At 65.3% G+C, this 19,993-nt stretch carries 25 protein-coding genes and 1 pseudogene; 19 read left to right on the top strand and 7 right to left on the bottom strand.

Annotated features, from left to right (window positions below; all coding sequences use genetic code 11):
• The first annotated feature begins 183 nt into the window (after window positions 1-183).
• On the top strand, window positions 184-846 hold the full coding sequence (locus tag U3649_RS09765; RefSeq protein WP_407351151.1) for a glutathione S-transferase family protein: 663 nt from the start codon (window positions 184-186) through the stop codon (window positions 844-846).
• Window positions 847-1,225: 379 nt separating this feature from the next.
• Here the strand turns inward: U3649_RS09765 and U3649_RS09760 are convergent, their stop codons facing one another.
• On the bottom strand, window positions 1,226-2,104 hold the full coding sequence (locus U3649_RS09760) for an acyltransferase (RefSeq protein ID WP_407351150.1): 879 nt from the start codon (window positions 2,102-2,104) through the stop codon (window positions 1,226-1,228).
• Window positions 2,105-2,245: 141 nt separating this feature from the next.
• Between U3649_RS09760 and trmY the strand changes: the two genes are divergently transcribed.
• Window positions 2,246-2,842, top strand: a complete 597-nt coding sequence (gene trmY, locus U3649_RS09755; protein WP_407351149.1) for a tRNA (pseudouridine(54)-N(1))-methyltransferase TrmY — start codon at window positions 2,246-2,248, stop codon at window positions 2,840-2,842.
• A gap of 132 nt (window positions 2,843-2,974) precedes the next feature.
• On the opposite strand, the gene U3649_RS09750 is transcribed toward trmY, so the two are convergent.
• Both U3649_RS09750 and U3649_RS09745 read right to left on the bottom strand, forming a co-directional pair.
• Window positions 2,975-3,835: a class I SAM-dependent methyltransferase gene (locus U3649_RS09750; RefSeq protein WP_407351148.1), complete on the bottom strand. Its 861-nt coding sequence runs from the start codon at window positions 3,833-3,835 to the stop codon at window positions 2,975-2,977.
• Window positions 3,836-3,989: 154 nt separating this feature from the next.
• On the bottom strand, window positions 3,990-4,346 hold the full coding sequence (locus U3649_RS09745) for a helix-turn-helix domain-containing protein (RefSeq protein WP_407351147.1): 357 nt from the start codon (window positions 4,344-4,346) through the stop codon (window positions 3,990-3,992).
• A gap of 240 nt (window positions 4,347-4,586) precedes the next feature.
• Here U3649_RS09745 and U3649_RS09740 point away from each other — a divergent pair, with 240 nt between their 5' ends.
• On the top strand, window positions 4,587-5,720 hold the full coding sequence (locus U3649_RS09740) for a Gfo/Idh/MocA family protein (RefSeq protein ID WP_407351146.1): 1,134 nt from the start codon (window positions 4,587-4,589) through the stop codon (window positions 5,718-5,720).
• A gap of 346 nt (window positions 5,721-6,066) precedes the next feature.
• Here U3649_RS09740 and U3649_RS09735 read toward each other — a convergent pair whose 3' ends face one another.
• Entirely contained in the window at window positions 6,067-6,240 is a 174-nt protein-coding gene (locus tag U3649_RS09735) for a hypothetical protein (RefSeq protein ID WP_407351145.1), read from the bottom strand.
• Window positions 6,241-6,344: 104 nt separating this feature from the next.
• Between U3649_RS09735 and U3649_RS09730 the strand changes: the two genes are divergently transcribed.
• The 11 genes and pseudogenes from U3649_RS09730 to U3649_RS09680 all read left to right on the top strand — a co-directional run bounded on the left by U3649_RS09730 (window position 6,345) and on the right by U3649_RS09680 (window position 13,560).
• On the top strand, window positions 6,345-7,091 hold the full coding sequence (locus tag U3649_RS09730) for a hypothetical protein (protein WP_407351144.1): 747 nt from the start codon (window positions 6,345-6,347) through the stop codon (window positions 7,089-7,091).
• 136 nt (window positions 7,092-7,227) lie between these two features.
• Window positions 7,228-7,746 carry a hypothetical protein gene (locus U3649_RS09725; protein WP_407351143.1) on the top strand — a complete coding sequence of 173 codons (519 nt, stop codon included), beginning with the start codon at window positions 7,228-7,230 and terminating at the stop codon, window positions 7,744-7,746.
• A gap of 70 nt (window positions 7,747-7,816) precedes the next feature.
• On the top strand, window positions 7,817-8,107 hold the full coding sequence (locus tag U3649_RS09720; protein WP_407351142.1) for a hypothetical protein: 291 nt from the start codon (window positions 7,817-7,819) through the stop codon (window positions 8,105-8,107).
• Between the two features lie 263 nt (window positions 8,108-8,370).
• Complete coding sequence (locus U3649_RS09715; protein ID WP_407351141.1) at window positions 8,371-8,748, top strand: ArsR/SmtB family transcription factor; 378 nt, start codon at window positions 8,371-8,373, stop codon at window positions 8,746-8,748.
• The gene (locus U3649_RS09710; RefSeq protein ID WP_407351140.1) at window positions 8,741-9,286 is read left to right on the top strand and encodes an SRPBCC domain-containing protein; all 546 of its coding nucleotides are present in this window, start codon (window positions 8,741-8,743) and stop codon (window positions 9,284-9,286) included. The genes U3649_RS09715 and U3649_RS09710 overlap by 8 nt, the downstream gene beginning before the upstream one ends.
• A gap of 101 nt (window positions 9,287-9,387) precedes the next feature.
• Window positions 9,388-9,948 (top strand): DUF4287 domain-containing protein, encoded by a 561-nt coding sequence (locus tag U3649_RS09705; RefSeq protein WP_407351139.1) that lies wholly within the window; start codon window positions 9,388-9,390, stop codon window positions 9,946-9,948.
• A gap of 196 nt (window positions 9,949-10,144) precedes the next feature.
• A complete protein-coding gene (locus U3649_RS09700) occupies window positions 10,145-11,935 on the top strand; it encodes an amidohydrolase family protein (protein ID WP_407351138.1) in 1,791 nt (596 codons plus the stop codon).
• Window positions 11,936-12,061: 126 nt separating this feature from the next.
• Complete coding sequence (locus tag U3649_RS09695; protein WP_407351137.1) at window positions 12,062-12,334, top strand: antibiotic biosynthesis monooxygenase; 273 nt, start codon at window positions 12,062-12,064, stop codon at window positions 12,332-12,334.
• Between the two features lie 134 nt (window positions 12,335-12,468).
• Window positions 12,469-12,852 (top strand): VOC family protein, encoded by a 384-nt coding sequence (locus U3649_RS09690; protein ID WP_407351136.1) that lies wholly within the window; start codon window positions 12,469-12,471, stop codon window positions 12,850-12,852.
• 80 nt (window positions 12,853-12,932) lie between these two features.
• Window positions 12,933-13,199: pseudogene (locus U3649_RS09685) on the top strand (DJ-1/PfpI family protein); the annotation flags it as partial.
• A gap of 28 nt (window positions 13,200-13,227) precedes the next feature.
• Complete coding sequence (locus U3649_RS09680; protein WP_407351135.1) at window positions 13,228-13,560, top strand: DJ-1/PfpI family protein; 333 nt, start codon at window positions 13,228-13,230, stop codon at window positions 13,558-13,560.
• 207 nt (window positions 13,561-13,767) lie between these two features.
• Here the strand turns inward: U3649_RS09680 and U3649_RS09675 are convergent, their stop codons facing one another.
• A complete protein-coding gene (locus tag U3649_RS09675; RefSeq protein ID WP_407351134.1) occupies window positions 13,768-14,637 on the bottom strand; it encodes an XAC0095 family protein in 870 nt (289 codons plus the stop codon).
• Between the two features lie 710 nt (window positions 14,638-15,347).
• On the opposite strand from U3649_RS09675, the gene U3649_RS09670 reads away from it, so the two are divergent.
• From U3649_RS09670 to U3649_RS09650, 5 genes are all read left to right on the top strand, one after another.
• Window positions 15,348-15,758: a hypothetical protein gene (locus U3649_RS09670; protein WP_407351133.1), complete on the top strand. Its 411-nt coding sequence runs from the start codon at window positions 15,348-15,350 to the stop codon at window positions 15,756-15,758.
• Window positions 15,759-15,844: 86 nt separating this feature from the next.
• The gene (locus tag U3649_RS09665; RefSeq protein ID WP_407351132.1) at window positions 15,845-16,084 is read left to right on the top strand and encodes a VOC family protein; all 240 of its coding nucleotides are present in this window, start codon (window positions 15,845-15,847) and stop codon (window positions 16,082-16,084) included.
• A gap of 197 nt (window positions 16,085-16,281) precedes the next feature.
• Complete coding sequence (locus U3649_RS09660) at window positions 16,282-16,812, top strand: GNAT family N-acetyltransferase (protein ID WP_407351131.1); 531 nt, start codon at window positions 16,282-16,284, stop codon at window positions 16,810-16,812.
• A gap of 128 nt (window positions 16,813-16,940) precedes the next feature.
• Complete coding sequence (locus U3649_RS09655) at window positions 16,941-17,414, top strand: GFA family protein (RefSeq protein WP_407351130.1); 474 nt, start codon at window positions 16,941-16,943, stop codon at window positions 17,412-17,414.
• A 117-nt stretch (window positions 17,415-17,531) separates the two neighbouring features.
• Entirely contained in the window at window positions 17,532-17,954 is a 423-nt protein-coding gene (locus tag U3649_RS09650; protein WP_407351129.1) for an HIT family protein, read from the top strand.
• Between the two features lie 41 nt (window positions 17,955-17,995).
• Here U3649_RS09650 and lolD read toward each other — a convergent pair whose 3' ends face one another.
• Complete coding sequence (lolD, locus tag U3649_RS09645) at window positions 17,996-18,694, bottom strand: lipoprotein-releasing ABC transporter ATP-binding protein LolD (protein ID WP_407351128.1); 699 nt, start codon at window positions 18,692-18,694, stop codon at window positions 17,996-17,998.
• A gap of 46 nt (window positions 18,695-18,740) precedes the next feature.
• Window positions 18,741-19,988, bottom strand: coding sequence for a lipoprotein-releasing ABC transporter permease subunit (locus tag U3649_RS09640; protein ID WP_407351127.1), 1,248 nt, complete (start codon window positions 19,986-19,988; stop codon window positions 18,741-18,743).
• Window positions 19,989-19,993 lie beyond the last annotated feature (5 nt).

Below are 19,993 nucleotides of genomic sequence, written 5' to 3'. Positions count from 1 at the left end.
TGGCTGCCGCTGGAACCCTCACCCCCACCCATCGTAGAGCCGAGCTTGCTCGGCTGCGTGGACTCCGGAGCCGGAAGCAGCGGAGCAAGCACCGCCCCACGGGGTCGGCCAAAAACGAACTTCCGCGCGGCCGCCCGCCGAACAGGCAGGCGGACGCATCGATCCGCACCCCAGGAGCCTGCCATGACCCCCACCATCACCGCATTCGAACGTTCCCCCGATCGCGGCCGGGGACTGGCGCGCGACATGCGCGTGCGCTGGGCGCTCGAGGAAGTGGGCCAGCCCTACGACGTGCGCCTGGTGTCGTTCGGCGAGATGACGCAACCCGCGCACCTGGCGCTGCATCCCTTCGGGCAGATCCCCACCTTCGAAGCCGGCGATCTCGTCCTGTTCGAGTCGGGGGCGATCGTGCTGCACCTCGCCGAGCGCCACGACGGCCTGCTGCCGAAGGACGGCAACGCCCGCGCGCGCGCCATCGCATGGATGTTCGCCGCGCTCAACACGGTGGAGCCGCCGATCGTCGAACGCGAACAAGCCCCGTACGTGGAAGGCGACAGGCCCTGGCACAAGGAGCGCCAGCCCCTGCTCGAAGGTCGGATTCGCGAGCGACTGGGCCAGCTCGCCAGTCGCCTCGGCGATGCCGACTGGCTCGACGGCGCGTTCAGCGCCGGCGACCTGATGATGGTGATGGTGCTCCGCCGGACCGACGGCATGGCCCTGTTGGAAGACTTCCCCACCCTCGCCGCCTACGTCGCCCGCGGCGAGGCGCGGCCCGCCTACCGGCGTGCGTTCGCCGCGCAACACGAGGTGTTCGCCGCCAGTGCGCCGGCCGGAAATCGTCCCTGACACGAACGGCGCTTACCCGGCAGGAAATGTCCTGCCTTTGCTCGCATCGCGCGGGCGCGCGGGCGCGCGGGCGCCACGATGCCGGGGCCGGACGTCGCGGGATAGCGGAGCAAGCTCCGCTCTACGGGGGCGATCGGTGCGGCCGACTGGCCCCGTAGAGCCGAGCTTGCTCGGCTGCGCGGGCTCCGGAGCCGGGAGCAGCGGAGCAAGCTCCGCTCTACGGGGCGGTCGGTGCGGCCGGCCTACACGGCCTTGGCTTCCGCCCGCTGCCTTCGGCTGGACCTGCGCTCTGACCGGTTTCCCGCGCTTGCCCGGCTGCTGGACGAAGCCGAGCGGTTGCGCACCGACGCCGCCGTGCCTGCGCTCGATCAAGCCCGCTTCAGCCCGCCAGCAGGCGCGCCATGTCCGCATCCTTCTGCCGCCACAACCCGTTCATCCATTGCTGGAACCGGACCCGGAAGGCGCGGTCGTTCTGGTAATCGCCCTGCAGCAGCTCATCGGGGATCGGGCGCTGGCGCACGTGCACCCGAACCTCGGGGACGCGGTCCGCCAGCAGGTCCACCAGCGACGGCCGCCCGCCGGGGTAGGCGATGGTGACGTCCAGGACCGCGTGCAGGCCCTCGCCCATCGCATCCAGCACGAACGCCACGCCGCCCGACTTGGGCTTGAGCAGGTGCCGGTACGGCGCGCCCTGCCTCGCGTGCTTGGCCGGCGTGAACCGCGTGCCCTCGACGAAGTTCATGATCGCCACCGGGATCTCGCGGAACTTCCCGCAGGCGCGGCGGGTGGCTTCGATGTCGCGTCCGGCCAGCTCGGGACGGCGCGCGATCTGCTTGGGCGTGTGGCGGCCCATGAACGGGAAATCCAGCGCCCACCAGGCCAGCCCCAGCAGCGGCACCCAGAACAGTTGCCGCTTCAGGAAGAAGCGCAGCAGTGGGATGCGCCGGTTGAAGACCTTCTGCAACACCACGATGTCCACCCAGCTCTGGTGATTGGCCAGCACGAGGTAGTGGCCATCCTTCTGCAGCGCCGCCTCCTGTTGCACATGGACGCGCGTGCGGGAGAAGCGCTCCAGCATCCAGCCATTCACCCCGATCCAGCTTTCCGCCAACCCGGTGAGCACGGGATTGCTGGCCTTGCGCAGCCGATCGAACGGCAGCAACGCCTTCACCAGCGCCACCGCCAGCAGCGGCACCACGTGCAACACGGTGTTGGTCGCGAGCAGCAGGCAGATCAGCGTCACGCGCAATGGGAGCATGGGATTCGAAAGCCTCGACGGGACGCCCATTGTCCCGGATATCCGGCGGTTTCGTTCCTCCGATCGATCCCAACCGCGATTCGTGGACAATGACCGGGCGGACGCCGGTTGCCGCGCCTGACGGAAACCAACGACGACCCCATGCGAACCTTCGTACTGAAAGCGCGGGCGGCCCCGACGGACGGCCGGAAGTTGCTGGCGTCCGTGGGCGAAGACGCCCATCCGGAGATCCTGGCCCATGCCTTGATGAACGCGATCTTCGTGGCCCAGTCGCATCGCCCCGACGTGACCGTCTACCTGGTCCTGGAAAGCACCCCGGACTTCTCGCGCACGATCCGGTTCGACGCCAACACCATGCAGGACATCGGCGGCTTCGACGAGCAGGCGCTGCTGGGCAAGATCGCCAAGGCGCTGGACGCGTCCCGGGGGATGGGCAAGGACGAGACGCGACCGGTGGAGCCCGGCGTCACGGTACGCACCGTGAGCTTCGAGCGGCTGGTGCAGCAGCTCGCCGAAGACCATCAGCTGTTCGTCATGGACCGGAAAGGTGCACCGATCCGCGGGCAGGCGTTCCAGGGCAATCCCTGCTTCCTGCTGACCGACCACATCCCGATGCCGAAGAAGACCTTCCACAGCCTCGACCGCCTGGGCGCGACCCGGATCACGTTGGGCCCCACGATGCTGTTCGCCTCGCAGTGCGTCGTGCTGATCCACCACGAGCTGGATCAGCGGGTGTAAGCGCATCAGCAGCGTGAAAGGCGCCGGGGACAACATGCCCCGGCCCGGCAGGCCGACGGACCCTCAGCACCGGGTTGGAAGCTGCCCCCCGGTGCTCGTCCCGATACCGCCATCGAGCAGCGACCCAGAGCCTCACCTCCGCCCTGCCGCACAGATCGTCATGTTCGGAATGCGGACACCGCCATCGCCGAGCACGTACGGCCGAAGCCTTTCCGCCAGTCTCTGCCGATACTCCGCCCGCTGCCCGGGCGACTTGCCGGCGAACAAGGCGACGAGTTCCGGCGACACATCCAGGATGTACTGCGTGCACGCCTCGGTGGATACCCACTCCAGGGCCAGCCCGATCTCCTCGACGCGCACGTCCGCAAACCCGGCGTGAATCATCGCCTGCTCCAGCGTGTCCTCCGCCGACCCAGGCAGCGAAGGCGCTTGTGGTCGTGGCGCCGGCGGATCGAACATCTCCCGGGCGACAGCCGCCGCAAGGCTCGCCAGCGGGCGACTGTCGGCCCCTGCGCTCCACACAGCCGCGGCGAACGCGCCATCGGGGGCCAGCGTGCGGCGGATCGTCGCCAGGGCGTTCGACGGATTGGGCAGGGACGTCACGCCCCATCGGCAGAGAACCGCATCGAAGCTGCCGCCAGGGAAATCCAGCCGCCCTGCATCGGCCTGCCTGAACTCCACGTTCGCCAACCCCGACATGGCCGCCCTTTCCCGGGCGATGTCGAGCATCCGGGATGAAATGTCCGTCGCGACGACCCGTCCCGCGGGTCCGACACGGCTCGCCGCCACCAGCGCCGGCTCGCCGATCCCCGTTGCGATGTCGAGCACTCGCTGTCCCGGCCCCACTTCCGCCAGGTCCAGCATCCGCTCGCTGACGCACCGCGCCGCGTCCTCGATCGTGCGCCACCACTTCTTCCAACCGGCGGCGACGCGATCCCACTGTCGGCCTTGGTCTTCCCCATCGGGCGCCGGGACATTGGAAGCAGTGCTCATGGGTTCGAATCCTCGAAGACCGGGCCGATTCTAGTCGGGTGCCGTGCCATCGGCCGGCAACAACGGCAACGCCTCGCACTTCCCGGCCAAGCAGCCGAAGTGGCGGATCGTGTTGCCATCCCCGCGACGCGGGGTGGACGGGCATGAAGCCGGATCAATTCCCTCCGCCCCCCTTGTAGCGCTGCCGATACTGGGCCGGCGTCACCCCGGCGCTGCGCCGGAACAGGCGCCGGAAAAACGTCGGGTCCTCGTAGCCCACCGCGGCGGCGATCGCGTCGATCCGCTCCTCGCCGGCCTCCAGCATCTGCTTGGCCTCCTCGATCCGCAACGCCTGCACGTACGCCACCGGGGTGTAGCCCGTGGCGCTGCGGAAACGGCGCTTGAAGCTGCGCTCCGGCAGGCCCGAACGCTGCACCATGCGCGCCACCGGGTTGGGCGCGTCGTAGTGCCCGGCGATCCAGGCCTGGCAGGCGGAGATCACGGCGTCGTCGTGCTGGCGCGGCCGGGTCATCGCCGCGAACGTCAGCTGGCCGTCGGCGCGGTCGCCGATCAGGAAGTACCTGCCAGGTCATGGCCCGATCGCACGACCCGCCCCGTTCGATGACGAGGAGCCGTGTCCGGCTTCGTGGTCGACCGGCGCTGGGAAGCCGGACGCCCACTCGTAGAAATGGTGTCGGGAAATGGCGGCGGCTCCCTCCGTCCCATATGGTTGGTACAGTTGTTCAACCGACCAGAAACCTCGTCAACCGCCATGACAATGGACCACCTTCGTCGCAACTTCCTGCAGAAGCTGGTGGCGTCGGCCGTGGTCGTGCCGATGCTGTCGCCATATCGGGCACTCGCCGGCGCGGATCCCGCCGGCACCGGCAGCAACCGGGGGGCGGCGTTGCGCGTCGCGCTCATGGGACTGGGCAGCTATGCCGCCCGGGTGGCGGAAGCCATGCGGTCCTGCAAGCGCGCCAGGGTCGCCGGGCTCATCAGCGGAACGCCTTCCAAGCTGCAGGCATGGGGAACGAAGTTCGGGGTACCGGAAAAGAGCCGGTACAACTATGAGAATTTCGACCGCATCAAGGACGATCCGGACATCGATGCGGTTTACATCATCACCCCCAATGCACTTCATCGCGACCAGGCGATCCGCGTCGCCAGGGCGGGAAAGCATGTCATCTGCGAAAAGCCGATGGCGCTCAACGCCAAGGAAGGGCAGGACATGGTCGACGCCTGCGCCGACGCTGGCGTGAAGCTGCTGGTGGGCTACCGGATGCATTTCGAGCCCAACACGCTGGAGGTAATCCGCATGCGCGAGGCGGGGGATTTCGGAAAGATCCTGTTCTTCCAGGGCCTGTGCGGCTTCCGCATCGGCGATCCCGGCCAGTGGCGGCTCGACAAGGCGCTGGCAGGCGGCGGGGCATTGATGGATATCGGCATCTACGCCGTCAACGGCGCCCGCTACATGGTGGGCGAGGAACCGACCTGGGTGACCGCGCAGCAAACCAGAACCGATCCGGTCAAGTTCAAGGAAGGGGTGGACGAAACCATCCAGTTCCAGCTGGGCTTCCCCAGCGGAGCGGTGGCTTCCTGCCTGTCCACCTACCAGATGAACCATCTGGACCGCTTCTTCATGACCGGCGAACAGGGATTCGCCGAGCTGCAGCCCGCTACGGGCTACGGCCCCATCCGGGGCCGTACCCACAAGGGCGAACTCGCGCGGCCGCATACCACCCACCAGACCGTCCAGATGGACGAGATGGCCGGCATCCTGCTCGACGGCAAAACACCCGTGGTCCCCGTCGACGGCGAAGAAGGCCTGAAGGACCTGAAAATCATCGATGCCATCTATGCCGCCTGCGACACCGGCGGCAGGCAGGACCTGCGCCTGGGCTGAAGGGAAGATTTCAAAGCAGACGTCAGGGACGAAGGCGCTTACTTGAGCTTCTTTTGCCCGATTGCGCGATACCACGACCCTGCATCGCCGCTTCGTAAGCGCACCATGCGCGCGATGCCGCGAGTATCGTGCCGCTAGGTGATTCCGTCCACAGGCACGCCTTCCGGCTCTCGGTCGAACCGCCGGTAACCACGACCGGAGACGTCGCCGGCATCGCGCGCAAGGCGCGCTCCTGCGGATCTCCGGCCGTGTACCTGGGTCGCCCCGGCCGACGTTTTAAGTGTCCGCGCAAACAGGCGAAGCACCTTCGGCAAGCACCATTCGCCCTGACGTCTTTTCTTTTTTCTCAGCCGGTAGACGTATCCAACGTGCAGGCTTCCAGCATGCTCTTGGACGTCTCAACGGCCTTCAGGAACATGGTCAGCTCCTGAGTGAGCTTGGCCTTATCCCCCTCGGTCAACGTGTTTTTTCGTGTCGGTGCCTCGACAAGCCCGCTACCGGACCCGAACAGGCGGTGCATCCTCAACGCATCAGTCGTATTTATGATCTCGGCGCGGATCGTCCTGGGATCCTTCCCCTTCTCCGCTTCCCCGACCGGCCCACTTGCAGTTCTTTCGGAACAGCTTGATAGAGACGTACCGCTTGATCGGAACGAAATGCGCTGTTTTCTATGACATGGGCTACAACGAGGACCCAGACATCTGCATAAAGGAGGCTCTCGAGTTCGCGGGCTTTGAAGTTGAGTACGAAGACCAAGGCGCTCGCCGTACGCTTTTCGATAACTATGATTCTCTAGACCATTTCAAGCGGGTAGAGTCGTTTAAGGCCTTCTGCTCAAGGCTGCCCGGCCTAGGCAATGACGATGCGTCCGCATTGGCACACAGTCTCGAAGAGCTTCATCCAAGACTGTTTGACGCGTTCGCAGCGGCAGCACGAACCCTGGAACGAGCCGAGACAGAAGAGGACTATGCACAAGCCGCGCTCTCAGGTCGGCGGCTGCTCGAGCGAACGGCCAACGCCCTCTTTCCTCCTCAAGAACTCGATTGGAACGGGCGCAAAGTCGGGCGGGCGCAGTACAAGAATCGCCTCTGGGCATACATCGAGAAGGCTCTCTGTGCTACCGGCGCGCCAGCTGATCGCCTCGAGCCCCTGGGAAAGGAGGCAGACCGCCTCATCGAGCTTTTTAACTCGGGGCTCCACGCCAGCCCAACCTGCGAGAACGTCGAGTTAGCGTTCCGTGACCTTATTATTTGGCTGTCTGCCGTTATCGATATAAGTCCGCCCATGGCTCGGGATCCGTACCAGGCGTACGGAAAGGAAATTGATTCATTCGCACAGTCAGTCATTGCGCGTGCCGGCGGCGGGGCCTAACAATTCGTTCAAGCCGAACTTGCTTCGTTACACCAAAATCATGGCAGAATGAGCTTGCCATGGCTTTGGCTCCACTACCCAAGTCGGCTTAACTCAGGCGTTAGGTGCCATGCCGCACTTCTTTGACCTTCACGGAATGCATCAACAACTGTTCCGCTTGAGCCACTTAGCGATTGGGTCCAAAAAGTACGCTCAGAAGAAGCAGCTAGAGCGAGGTGACGACGATGACACGCAGTCTGACTGGGGAACGTACTACATCCATATCAGGAATGCGGTTAGCAACGACCTTATCGAGCTGGCCACTAAGGTCCGTGTCGCGCAGGACGCAATGCTGGATCACCTGGAGCATTGCGAGGTGCAAGAGATTGACGCGGGATCAATTGGAGAGACTCCAATTGGTACTGTCCTGTCAGGATCATTCCGCTTAACAATCAGGGAGTCCTGCAACAAGATCATCCATGCCAAGCACGTAGATCTTGGGATTGGTACATCTCGCAATGCAAAGCCAGCATTCCGCTACAACTACTGGAACGGCCACTGTAAATTGCGTGGCGCCCAAGAAGGCCAATCGTGGGAGATCGACCTGAACATATTTGAGTGGTGCCAATCAATGACTGCCTTCGCGGAAGAAATGTCCCAGTACGTTGAGTGGTGAGAAATGGCATAGCAATTCATTCAAGCCGACGCCGCTCTGCGGCGCAGCTTAATTCAGGCGTCTGGCCGCTATGACAGAACTCCGCATCTTCAAGAAGAATCCCGAACACTCCCAGGCACTGGCGGCGCTCAGTCCCGGCCAGCGTATCGCCTTTATTGCCTCAGGCATCGGGGCAATCTTCCCCGTCCTGTTCTTGGCGGCCATTCGGCCCGTGTACTGGCTTGCTGCTTTCCAGTTCGCTTGCCTGGCGGTACTTGCATACACCCGATGGCGGGCGCCGGCATTTCGCGGCAGCCTGGTCGTTCTCATCCTTGCTGTGATCGCATGTGCCGTATCTATCATGGCCGGGGTAGCGACCTAACAATTCAAGGCGCTTCGCGACTCGGCCGGAGGCGGCCTTGGCCGCAAGGCCTGCCACCGCGCGAAACGACGGCAAGGCGCACCGGAAGGAACACCAGGACCCAGCCAAGGGCGCAAACAAGGCGGATCACACGCTCCTGCCCTCGCTACGGGAGAGGCCGGGCGAGGTGCCAAGTAAATCAGAAGAAGCTCAATCCCCGTGCCCAGCGTGGTGGACATTGCGGGTATTGACATGGCACATGCAATATGTCACCTTCCAGTGACATGAATGCTGACGAGATGGATGCCGTGTTCGCGGCGCTTGCCTCCAAGCCGCGCCGACGGATCCTGGACATCCTGAAGAAAGAACCGGGCTGCAACGTCAACCGCGTAGCGGAGTTCTTCGACATGGGGCGCATCGCTGTGATGAAGCATCTGACCATCCTGGAGCGCGCGAACCTGGTGGTCTCGGAAAAGGTCGGCCGGGAGCGCCGGCTGTGGTTCAACCCGGTGCCGGTGCAGATGATCTACGACCGCTGGACGACCGAGTTCAGCGCTTACTGGGCCGGCGACCTGACGCGCATCAAGTATCGGCTCGAGAACGCCCCCGTCCCCATCGGTGCTGCATCCAAACGCAGGCAGGCAGGAGGGTCCCGTGGCTGAGTCGCAAAAGGCGGTCTTCCGCATCGTGATCGACGGCAGCCAGGACGCGATTTTCCGCGAGCTGACTAAAATCGACGCGCCGCAGGGCGCGGTGTTCAATGCGATGCTCACCCTGCCCTCGCCAGGCTTGGCCGTCGGCAAGCCGATGCAGATGCGCACCGTGAGCGGCAAGCACACCATGGTGCTCGGTGAAGTGATCGAATACGACCCACCGCACCGTTTCGCGCACACGCACCGCTTTGCACGGCACGACGATCCCGTCTGCAAAGTCATCTACGAGCTGAAGCCCGTCGCCGGCGGCATCGAGGTCACGCTCACCGTTGAGGACATCCCGCTCGGCACCAAGACCGCCACCGAGATGCAGCGCGGCGGCATGTTCATGCTCAACACGCTCAAGTCGATCGTCGAGACTGGGCGCCCGCCCTTCTCGACACGGCTGATGTATCGGGCATTCGGCTGGCTCGAATTCATGCTGCCGAAGAAGACCCGCTCGGAGCACTGGCCGCTCCGATCGCCCGGGAAGGCCGGAACCCGTTGATGCGCTGGTGCGTGCCGCTCATGGACCGCATGATCGGCCCCGACTTCGTCGAGGGCTCGCCAACCTGAAATCGCTCGCGGAACAGGAACAAGGAGACCGCCATGCCGGCAACGCCCGATGACGCGATCGCGTCGATGATCGCCAACTACGAGAAGAACACGGGCAAGCCCTTCGAGGCTTGGCTCGCGCTGATGCGGAAGGAGAAACTCGCCAAGCATGGTGAGATCATGAAGCGACTCAAGGAGCAGCACGGCATGGGCCATGGCTACGCGAATCTGGTCGCCACGTACGTGTTGCAAGACGAGGCTTCCGCGGCCGGCCAGGATCTGGTGGCGGTGCAATACGCCGGCGCGAAGGCGGCGCTGCGGCCGCTATACGACAAGCTCGCTACTGCCGTCGCCAGATTCGGTGGCGACGTGGAACTGTCACCGAAGAAGACCTATGTGAGCCTGCGCCGCAACAAGCAGTTCGGCCTGATCCAGCCCTCGACGGCCGATCGCCTGGATGTCGGGCTCAACCTGAAGGGCGTCGCCGCGAAAGGCCGGCTCGAAGCCTCGGGGAGTTTCAACGCGATGGTCTCGCACCGCGTGCGGGTGACCGCTGCGAAGGAGATCGACGCCGAACTCATCGGCTGGCTCAAGGCCGCGTACGATGCCGCCTGAGCGCAGGGGCACATGACGCGTGACAGATGCGAAGCTGGCGCCTTTTCGAGAATAGCGGGGTCTGCCGACTACCGACCACCTCCCACCCCGTTGGCATCCGCTTCCGGGCACCTGAGTATCCGGCGCATATCCCCATTTTCTGGACTTGTCAGGCGTTAGCCCGTTGCACTCGTGACTGCAACATAGGCATAGACCGATGATCCACGCAACTTTACATCGAATCGTTGCGGTCGCCTTCCTCGCTGCGGGCTTTTGCCCGCCAGCATTGGCTCAACAGCGGTCGGAACCTCTCGAAGAGCGCGGCAATCCGATCGCGTTCGTCAACGTCAACCTGGTAGCAATGGACCTAGACCGCGTCGAGACGACACGGACGGTCCTGGTAAGCGGAGATCGCATCGTTCGCGTTGGCGCCGCGTCCGAAGTAGTCCTGCCCGAGGGCACGCGCGTGATCGATGGCGAAGGCCGGTATCTGGCACCAGGGTTGATCGATGCGCATGTCCACCTGGAAGGTGACGGCACCGGCGCGCGCGGTTCCCGGGAAAACTTCGGCGATGGCCCATTGTATCTCGCCCATGGCGTCACGACGGTGTTCAACCTGCGCGGGTTGCCCGTCCATTTGGATTGGAAAAGGAAAATCGAAAATGGAGAACTCCTGGGACCGACCATCTACACGTCGGGGGAGTTCGTCAACGAGCCACGCGTGGTAACGCCGAAGGATGTGAGGCGCGAGGTCGAAGCCCAGGCTGGTGACGGGTATGACCTCATCAAGTTCCACGAGATCTGGACGCCCGGGGAGGGCTGGACGACCACAACGGGCCTGTCACGGCAGGCATATGTCGAGTTGAACGAGGCCGCCCGCTCCGTTGGACTGCCGCTCATCGGTCACGCGCCGGTGAACCTCGGAGTCGACGCGATGCTGGAGATGCGGCAATCCTTGGCGCACGTCGGCACGCTGTCCAATATCTACTTCCTCCCGCTCGCCACCAGCCGAGGCTGGCTGCTCGTCACAGGCGCGGCTCTCGCCGCCCTGAGCTTGTCGCTTGCCGTGAGGGGCGCCATAGCGCTCATCCGCAGGATGTCGGCGCGCAAGTTCGCGCACCCTGCACTTCCGCGAACACGCGTCGATGCGCTTGCCGGCCTGGTCCTCCTGGCGGGAGGACTGGCGCTCGCGTGCGCAGCCTTCTTCTTGCCTGGCGGTCCGATGTTCGCCAGCGTCACGCTCCGCATCGTGTTCACCTCGCTGGTCTTGATCGCTGCGGCAGGCGCGGTGGCGCTGTCGCTCGCCACCGTGGGACTTTGGCGGAGATCGGATCAATCCACCGCAACGCGCCTGCATGCCGGAATTCTGCTCATCGCCAGCATCGCTTTCGTGTTCGCTGGCCTGGCGTTTTGGGTTCCGCTCGCGTGGCGAAGCACGGACGGGGCCATCGAGCGACTTGCACGGCGTCTTCACGATGCGGACATTCTGGTCCAAACCACGCTTGTGAACTACGAGGTCATGGGGCCTGGCCGGGCCGACATCGTTCAAGACCCGGCCGTCCATTACCTGAGCCCGGATGTTCAGGCGAGATGGCGCCGGGGAACGCAAGCAATGGGCGCAGGTAATCACTACGCGGAGTTCATGAAGAAGGTAACGGGTGCATTGCACAGGGCAGGCGTGCCGCTGATGGCGGGGACGGACGCCATGGGCGTCCCGCTCATGGTTCCCGGCGCATCTTTGCATCACGAACTGCGATTGCTCGTTGAAAGCGGGCTCACACCCTATGAAGCACTGCGTGCCGCGACGGCCACGCCCGCGCGTTTTCTTGGGAGGCAGGACGAGTTCGGCACGATAGCGGTCGGGCAGCGGGCCGACCTCCTTTTGGTGAGCGGCAATCCGCTCGAGGATCTGGCCCATCTTCGGGCACCACTCGGAGTGATGGTACGAGGAAAGTGGTTGACCCGTGACGAGCTGCAGCACATGCTGGCAGCATTGCGCTCCGATTGATGGTCGAGTTTCCAACGCCCGATGCCTAGCCGTTCCATCGAGCGGACGTCTTCCAGCAATCTTCGATTGCTTGCAGCCGCCGCCATGTCAAAAGCTACACCAGAAAATGCGCCATAAGCAGGCACAATGATCGTCACCGTTTCCAACGTTACGGACTTCGACCAATTCTTGCGGACTTTCTCGAACGAGGGAGCCGCGAAGAGGAAGGAACACGGGTGCAAGGGTGCCCACGTCGTCCGGGACCCTGATGACGCCCATCGGGTGTGGGTGTTCTTCGACTGGGCTCAGGAGGATTACGAAGGATTCCTCGCCGACCCAGAGGTTCCCGCAATCGCACGGAAGCTTGCTCTCCGGGAGCCGCCGGTGAAGGTTGAGCCCGTCGCACAATTTGACGCCTGACTCTGCTTGACCTGAGGCTGGGTGGTGGAAGGTCCGGTGCGCGCGCAGTATGCGGGTGCCGCCTGACACTTCATTTGGGCGGAACCAGCTTCTCTGGCCGGTTAATTCAGACGTCAGGTGACCGCGGAGGCAATATGGCAGCCCAGACTCGATCACTCGTTTCGTTCGCGCACGTTGCCAGCGTCGAACGCAGCATCGAGTTCTACGCGGACCTCGGCTTCAAGGTCGCGAACACTGTCGTTCCGGAAGGCCGATCATCGCCGGTTTGGGCTTGGTTGGAGAGTGACAAGGCCAACCTGATGGTCGGCTTGGCCTCCGGGCCGATCGACGCGTCCCAGCAGGCTGTTCTGTTCTATCTGTACTTCGACGATATCAAGCAGACTCGCGCCGCTTTGTCGGAACGTGGACATTCGCCTGGCGAGATCAAGTATCCGTTCTACATGCCAGGCGGCGAGTTCAGGCTGGAAGATCCAGATGGATACGTGCTCATGCTGGCGCAGATCCAGGCGGCCAGCTAACGGTTCATTCAAGCCGGTACCGCTACGCGGCTCGGCTTATTCTGGCGCCGGGCATCCCAGTCCGCACTTCGGAGCGCACCATGACCTTCGGATTTCTCGTCTTCCCCCAAGTTGAGGAGCTTGACTTCGCCGGTCCTTGGGAGATGGCCGCCATGTGGCAGCAGGTTGCCGGGGGCCCGAAGTGCTTGGTCGTCGCGGAACACGCCAGCCCCGTGGCTTGCGCCAAGGGTTTGTCGATCAATCCCCACGTGGCATTCAATGATTGTCCGCCGCTTGATTACCTGCTCGTTCCCGGCGGCCAGGGCACCCGCACCGAAGTCGACAACCGAAAGTTGCTTGCGTTCATAGCGACCCAGGCCAGCGCAATGCAAGGCCGTGCTGTCGGTCTGTACAGGGTCTTTCCTTCTCCATGCCGCCGGCCTACTCGCCGGCAGGAAGGCAACGACGCACTGGGGGTCGCTCGAGAGACTGCGGGCGCTTGGCGACGTAGAAGTCGTCGAGGAACGGTTCGTACGCGATGGAACCGTATGGTCGTCTTCCGGGATATCGGCAGGCATCGACCTGACCTTGGCCTTCATCGCGGAAACTGCGGGCGAAGACGCTGCCGCGAAGGTGCAGTTCGCCTCCGAGTACTACCCTTCGACCAAACGCTACGGAACGCTGCACAAGACGCATCACTCTGCGCCAGCCTACGCCAGGGATGCCTAATCCCTCGGCCGCCTGCCGCCCCACCGGCGCGCCAGGCGTCTCCGCCCCGCGCGCCGGTACGTAACAGGATCAGTGCAGGCGCGAGCCGCGCAGCGGATCGGCGTGTTCCTGCGGCCGATATGCGGACAGTGGCAGCACGGAGCCGGACGTGCTGTCGGCGGCCGGATGCATGGGCCTGACCAACCCCCGGCACCGCGCCCTGCCCGCTCAGTGACGGGTGGCCGCCTGCGGGCGCCAGCGCGCATCCGCGGGCGGCGGCAGCATCGGCATGGCCGCATCGAACGCGAGGCCCCGCCCGGCGGGCGAGCCGTAGACAGCACGCTCCTCGCGTACGCGGTTTCGCCGCCTGGACGCATCGGGAAGCGTCTGACCGGCCACCTTGTCCATGAGCGCACTCGCGGCCTCGGCCACTTCGAAGATCACATCGCCCAGGACCGTCAGCGTGCCGTCGGCCAGGTCGGTCCGCTCGACGCCGAAGACCAGGTCGCCGTAGGCATGCAGCCGGTCGTGCAGGCGGTTGAGCGTGTCCAGCTGGTCCAGGGTCATGCCGAAGACGAGGGGATCATCGGCGTGACCCGCGTCCGCGACGACGCCCGCCTCGCCCGGCTCGTCGTCGTCCTGCGGCGTGGCGCCCGCGGCCTCGGCAACCGCGTCGCCCTGCGGACCCGCGGGCGCTACCACCCCAGCCTCAACGTCCTGCGCCCTCGCAGACAAGGCCTCTCCAGCCTCGTCGTCCTCCTGCGCCCCGGCGACCATTACCTCGTCGGCCTGCACCGGATCCTCCGCTTCATCCTCATCACGTGCCTGCGACTGTCGCCGCCCGACCTCGCGCTCGGCCGGCCACGTCACCTCGTCCAGCACGCGCCCGGTCTGCGCGGCAAGCACCTCCAGGCAGACGGCCAGTTGCATCCCGCTGATCTGCGGGCCCCAGCCCGTCTCCTCCTCGTCGTACGTGCGCGGTTGCGCCAGCTGCGACAGGAACACCATGTGCCCGTGCAGCTTCTTCAGCCGGAACTGGCTTTCCTCGGGCAGGAAGTAGCCGGTCGTGTCCATCTCGTCCAATTCGTGCTTCGACATCGTTGCCTCCTCATTCCATGAAGTGACCGTCCGCCGCGACGCGGCCGACGGAAGTCGGGAGGCTCGAAACCGCTAACAGCCGGCGGGCTTATTTCCCTTTCGGGTGTTGTATTCACCGCCCTCCCGACGCAGGCATCGCGTCGGTCGTGCCCGCATCTGCGCGGGCACAAAAAACCCACCGGACTTTCGGAGGTGGGTACCGCTGTTAGAGGAGTTTCGAGGCTCCGTGACGTAAATCTGCTCCCCACGCTCGCGCATGTCAAGTGGGCGGGCCGATGGCGCAGGTCAGAGCCGGACAGCAAGTGCATGAGGGCGAATATGTTGCTCATATAGCAACGGTTGTTGCCCAATAGGCAACACCATGCAAGCCTTCCTGCGTAATGCCCATATCGGCACCGATCGAGCGCCAGAACCCCGGCACGGCGAAGCACTGCGTCCGCCATATGCCTCAGGCTGGCTTCCCGGATAGCGTAAGTTGCGTTCCGACCGTTCATTCAAGCCAACGCCCGCCCATGGCGCGGCTCAACCCAGCAACTGACACCAGAGGAGCACACATGGAAGAGGTTTTGGGTATATGCCGCCCATCCAGCCCGTAGCGCGGGCACCTGACAACCCGTGCAAGCCACCGTCCTGGGGCAGCGCCCGGATGCTTCCGCTACGCTAGTCGCCCACTCCGATACGATTGGCTCAACTCTGGCGTTAGAGCACAAATGAAGCACCTCCCGCTACTTGTCCTTGCCTCCTTCTCCGTTGCGGCGTGCAGTTTTTCGCCGTCTACGGAGCCGGCTTTCCTTCCGCGGCTCGATCCGCCGCCTCCCGGCATCGATGAGATCCGTCTAACAGCCTCCCTGTCCGGCACTCTTGAAGTGGTCCGCGGCTGCGTCAGAGTCGCGGGCGGCTCTTCCGGATTCACCACGGTGCTTTGGCACAGCGGTACTGAACTCGACCGAGACGGTTCCGGCTACTTCCTGCGGAATGCCCGTACCGGCACCCTCTATCGGTTCGGGCAGCGCATCGAGTTCGGTGGCGGGGAAGCGTCGCGAGAGTGGATCGAGCGCGAGTACCCCGACACGGCGAAGCGCTGCGGCCCGCCGTATGCCTCAGGCTGGCTTCCCAGGTAGCGCAAGTTGCGTCCCGACCGTTCATTCAAGCCGACGCCGGCCCATGGCGCGGCTCAATTTAGGCAGCTGACACCAGAGGAGCACACATGGAAAAGGTTTTGGGTATCGGTGGCGTGTTCTTTCGCGCCGGGGACCCGGAAGCGTTGTCGCGCTGGTACACGGACCACCTTGGCATCGATATTCTCGAGGCTGTCTGGCAACAACGCGCTGGCCCCACGGTTTTTGCGCCGTTCAAGCACGACACCGGGTACTTCGGTCGCGCCGAGCAGCAATGGATGATCAACTTTCGCGTTGCGGATCTCGATGCGATGATCGCTCAGCTGTAGCGCAGTGGCATCCCGGTGGAGACAAGGCGCGACGAGTGGGATTCCGAGGTCGGTAGATTCGCCCGAATCCACGACCCTGAAGGCAATCCCATCGAGCTCTGGGAACCGGCGGCCCACAGCGCGTTTGGCGACGCCGGCGCCTAGCATACGATTTGGCGCTCACCAGGAGCCCGCTTCGCGGCCGGCGAAGTGAGGGCATGGAACACCAGGCATCGAAACGACATGCATCGACGAGCTTCCCGCGCCGACCTCGACGCCGTGTACGCCATCTACATGGACGAGGGCGCCATCCCCTACCTCGGGTTCGATCCAATGTCCCGCGCCGACTTCACGAAGGTGATGGACGAACTTGTCGCGGGGGGTCCTTCTTCGTGGTCGAGGACGAGGGCCGCGTCCAAGGGTTTTACCGGATCACGAGGCAGGAAGGCCGGGCCGGCCATGTCGTCGGTCTCGGCACGTTCGCCATCGCACCGGAGGCGCGGGGTACCGGCCTGGCCCGGTCCATCCTCGAGGCGGCCATCGCGCGCCTGCACTCCGAGGGCGTCACGCGTGTCGAACTCACGGTGGAAGCGGACAACCCGCGCGCGATCGGATTCTATGGCAAGCTCGGGTTCGTGCACGAAGGCACCCTGCGATCGGCGTACAAGCGGTCCGGTGACGCGCATTACACCGATGAGCTCTTGATGGCCAGGCTGCTACCTCCGCTTGCGGGTCGAAGCGATGGGTGAGCCCGACCATCAAATGCGACGGCGCTGGGGCCGGGAGCGCGTGACGGTGGCGGGCCGGGTGCACCCCGTTCCACGCCACCGGACGCGCTCGCGCGGACGCTTCGATTCCTGACACGAGAGGAGTTCCCATGCCGGAGGCACAACTCGAAGGCGGCTGCCAGTGCGGCGCCGTGCGTTATCGCATCAACGGCAGCCCGGTCATGGCGGCGCTGTGCCATTGCTCGATGTGCCGGCGCGCGAACGCGGCGCCGGCCGTGGCCTGGGCGATGTACGAGGAATCGCAGGTGACGTTCCTCGGTAGCCCGCCGACGGTCTATGCGTCGTCGCCGGAGGCGCGGCGGAGCTTCTGCGGGCGCTGCGGGACGCAGATCGGCTTTGCGGCCGATTACATCCCGGGGATGATCGATATCACGGTCGGAAGCCTGGACGAACCGGAGCGGATGCCGCCGGCGTTCCATTACTGGACGTCCCGGCAGCTGCCATGGCTGCAGACCGCGGATGGGTTGCCCCGGCATGCGGAGTTTCCTCCCGTGGCTCCGGAGCCCGAGCAGCCGAGCAAGCTCGGCTCTACGGGTGTCGAACCTGGGACGACGTCGTCGTAGAGCGGAGCTTGCTCCGCTGCTCTCGCGTGGCTCCGGAGCCGGCGTAGCCGAGCAAGCTCGGCTCTACGGGTGCCGTGGCCAGGCCGACGTGCAGCGAAATCAAACTGGAGCCGACCGATGGGCGACGAATGCGTTTTCTGCGAGATCGTGCGAGGCAATGCGCCGGCCAGCGTGGTGTACGAGGACGCGATGACGATGGCCTTCATCGGTCCGCGGCAGTTCCACGCCGGGCACACGCTGGTCATTCCGCGCGGGCACTTCCGCGACGTGCGCGATCTCGATCCGGAGACGGGCGCGGCGGTGATGGCGACGGTCTCGCGCATCACCCGCGCCGTGGGGCTGGCGTTTCCCAACCAGGGGCTCAGCCTGTGGCATTCGATCGGCGAGGCGGCGTTCCAGGAGGTGCCGCACCTGCACATTCATGTCCATCCGCGCAAGCTGGACGACGACTTCCTGCGCATCTACCCGCACGCGCCTGCCCTGCCCGACCAGGACACCCGCGACCGGTACGCGGCGCAGGTGCGCGCCCATCTGGATTGATCGCCGGGCCGGCGCGATGCCGGCGGCGCCGCCAAGCCGGGTCAGACGTCGGCGGCCGCCACTTCGCGCAGCCTGCCCTCGTGCAGTTCCAGCACGCGGTCGAGCTTGCGCGCAAGCCGCCGGTCGTGGGTGACCATCACCAGGCTGGTGCGCTGGGCGCGGTTGAGTTCCAGCATCTGCTCGAAGACGGTGGCGGCGGTGCGCTCGTCGAGGTTGCCGGTGGGCTCGTCGCCGAGCACGCAGGCGGGCTGGTTGACCAGGGCGCGGGCGACGGCGGCGCGCTGGCGCTCGCCGCCGGACAGCTCGCCCGGCTTGTGCTCGAGCCGGGGGCCGAGGCCGACGGACTCCAGCAGCGCCTGCGCGCATTGCCGCGCCGCGGGCACGTCGCTGCCGGCGAGCAGGACCGGCAGCATGACGTTCTCGAGCGCGGTGAACTCGGGCAGCAGGTGGTGGAACTGGTAGACGAAGCCGAGCGCGCGGTTGCGCAGCTGGCCGCGGGCCGCGTCGGACAATGCGCTCATCCGCTGCCCGGTGACGTAGATCTCGCCGGCCGTGGGCGTGTCGAGCCCGCCGAGCAAGTGCAGCAGGGTGCTCTTGCCGGCGCCGGACGCGCCGAGGACGGCGACGGTCTCGCCGGCGTGCACCTCGAAATCGAGCCCGCCGAACACCGGCGTGACGAGCTTGCCCTCGCTGTAGGTCTTGCCCAGGTTCTCCGCGCGCACCACGGCGTCGTCGTGCATTGGCGCCTGCCCTTCCGCTTGCCGATTGCCGATTCCCGATTCCCGGCTACTCATAGCGCAGCGCCTCCGCCGGTGCGGTGCGCGCCGCGCGCCAGGCCGGGTAGATGGTGGCGACGAAGGCCATCGCCAGCGCGACCAGGCCGATGATGGTCACGTCGTCGGGATTGAGCTCGGTCGGCAGGCCGGTGATGTAGTACACGTCGGGCGGGATCAGCACGACGTCGAAGGCGCCTTCGATCGCGCGCAGGATGTATTCGAGGTTGAGCGTGAGCAGGATGCCGCCGAGCACGCCGAGCACGGTGCCGATGATGCCGATCAGCGTGCCCTGCACCATGAACACCTGCAGCACGCCGCGCGGGGTGAGGCCGAGGGTGCGCAGGATGGCGATGTCGGCCTGCTTGTCGGTCACCAGCATCACCTGCGAGGACACCAGGTTGAAGGCGCCCATGGCGATGATCAGCGACAGGAGGATCGCGATCATGGTCTTCTCCAGGCGCAGCGCGCGGAACATGTTGGCGTTCTCGCTGGACCAGTCGCTGACCAGGTACGGCCCCTGCAGGCGCACCGCGAGCTCGCGGGCCACCTGCCAGGCCTGGTCCATGTCGTGCAGGCGCAGGCGCACGCCGGTGACGCCGTCGCCGATGCGCAGCACGCGCTGCGCGTCGCGCATGTTGACCACCGCCAGGCCCTTGTCGAACTGCTGGTGGCCGGCCTCGAACAGGCCGCTGACGGTGTAGCGCTTGAGCTGCGGCACGCCGCCCATCGGCGTGGTCTGGAAGTCGGTGGTGACGATGACCTTGTCGCCGACGGTCACGCCGAGCCACAGCGCCAGCTCGCGGCCGAGGACGATGTTGAAGCTGCCCGGCTGCAGGTCGTCCAGGCTGCCCTGCACCATCTTGTCGGCGATCACCGAGACGTGGCGCTCCTCTTCGGGAACGATGCCCTGCAGGAAGGCGGGCTGCGGTTCGGCGGTGTTGCCGCTGATCATCGACGGCCGCTCCACGTAGGGCGCGGCGCCGGCGACGCGGTCGTCGCGCAGGGCCTCGTCGACCGCGTGCCGCCAGTCCTCCATCGCGCCGCCGACGGCGCTGACGGTGGCGTGCGCCGACATCTGCAGCAGGCGGTCGCGGATCTCGCGCTGGAAGCCGCTCATCACCGCCAGCGTGGTGATCAGCGCGGTGACGCCGATGGCGATGCCGAGGATGGACGCGAGCGAGATGAAGGAGATGAAACCGTTGCGGCGCTTGGCGCGCAGGTAGCGCAGGCCGATGGCGACGGGAAGGGGTTTGAACATCGGCT

This window comes from Luteimonas sp. R10, assembly GCF_045689605.1.
GTDB lineage: Bacteria > Pseudomonadota > Gammaproteobacteria > Xanthomonadales > Xanthomonadaceae > Luteimonas.
Note: the sequence above shows the minus strand (reverse complement) of the source record. Positions and strands in the feature narration are given on the sequence as shown.

Coding starts and splice junctions, on each gene's coding strand:
- U3649_RS09765 (WP_407351151.1), top strand. CDS start 184: ATGACCCCCACCATCACCGCATTCGAACGTTCCCCCGATCGCGGCCGG.
- U3649_RS09760 (WP_407351150.1), bottom strand. CDS start 2,104: ATGCTCCCATTGCGCGTGACGCTGATCTGCCTGCTGCTCGCGACCAAC.
- trmY (WP_407351149.1), top strand. CDS start 2,246: ATGCGAACCTTCGTACTGAAAGCGCGGGCGGCCCCGACGGACGGCCGG.
- U3649_RS09750 (WP_407351148.1), bottom strand. CDS start 3,835: ATGAGCACTGCTTCCAATGTCCCGGCGCCCGATGGGGAAGACCAAGGC.
- U3649_RS09745 (WP_407351147.1), bottom strand. CDS start 4,346: ATGACCCGGCCGCGCCAGCACGACGACGCCGTGATCTCCGCCTGCCAG.
- U3649_RS09740 (WP_407351146.1), top strand. CDS start 4,587: ATGACAATGGACCACCTTCGTCGCAACTTCCTGCAGAAGCTGGTGGCG.
- U3649_RS09735 (WP_407351145.1), bottom strand. CDS start 6,240: ATGCACCGCCTGTTCGGGTCCGGTAGCGGGCTTGTCGAGGCACCGACA.
- U3649_RS09725 (WP_407351143.1), top strand. CDS start 7,228: ATGCATCAACAACTGTTCCGCTTGAGCCACTTAGCGATTGGGTCCAAA.
- U3649_RS09720 (WP_407351142.1), top strand. CDS start 7,817: ATGACAGAACTCCGCATCTTCAAGAAGAATCCCGAACACTCCCAGGCA.
- U3649_RS09715 (WP_407351141.1), top strand. CDS start 8,371: ATGAATGCTGACGAGATGGATGCCGTGTTCGCGGCGCTTGCCTCCAAG.
- U3649_RS09705 (WP_407351139.1), top strand. CDS start 9,388: ATGCCGGCAACGCCCGATGACGCGATCGCGTCGATGATCGCCAACTAC.
- U3649_RS09700 (WP_407351138.1), top strand. CDS start 10,145: ATGATCCACGCAACTTTACATCGAATCGTTGCGGTCGCCTTCCTCGCT.
- U3649_RS09695 (WP_407351137.1), top strand. CDS start 12,062: ATGATCGTCACCGTTTCCAACGTTACGGACTTCGACCAATTCTTGCGG.
- U3649_RS09690 (WP_407351136.1), top strand. CDS start 12,469: ATGGCAGCCCAGACTCGATCACTCGTTTCGTTCGCGCACGTTGCCAGC.
- U3649_RS09675 (WP_407351134.1), bottom strand. CDS start 14,637: ATGTCGAAGCACGAATTGGACGAGATGGACACGACCGGCTACTTCCTG.
- U3649_RS09670 (WP_407351133.1), top strand. CDS start 15,348: ATGAAGCACCTCCCGCTACTTGTCCTTGCCTCCTTCTCCGTTGCGGCG.
- U3649_RS09665 (WP_407351132.1), top strand. CDS start 15,845: ATGGAAAAGGTTTTGGGTATCGGTGGCGTGTTCTTTCGCGCCGGGGAC.
- U3649_RS09660 (WP_407351131.1), top strand. CDS start 16,282: ATGGAACACCAGGCATCGAAACGACATGCATCGACGAGCTTCCCGCGC.
- U3649_RS09655 (WP_407351130.1), top strand. CDS start 16,941: ATGCCGGAGGCACAACTCGAAGGCGGCTGCCAGTGCGGCGCCGTGCGT.
- U3649_RS09650 (WP_407351129.1), top strand. CDS start 17,532: ATGGGCGACGAATGCGTTTTCTGCGAGATCGTGCGAGGCAATGCGCCG.
- lolD (WP_407351128.1), bottom strand. CDS start 18,694: ATGCACGACGACGCCGTGGTGCGCGCGGAGAACCTGGGCAAGACCTAC.
- U3649_RS09640 (WP_407351127.1), bottom strand. CDS start 19,988: ATGTTCAAACCCCTTCCCGTCGCCATCGGCCTGCGCTACCTGCGCGCC.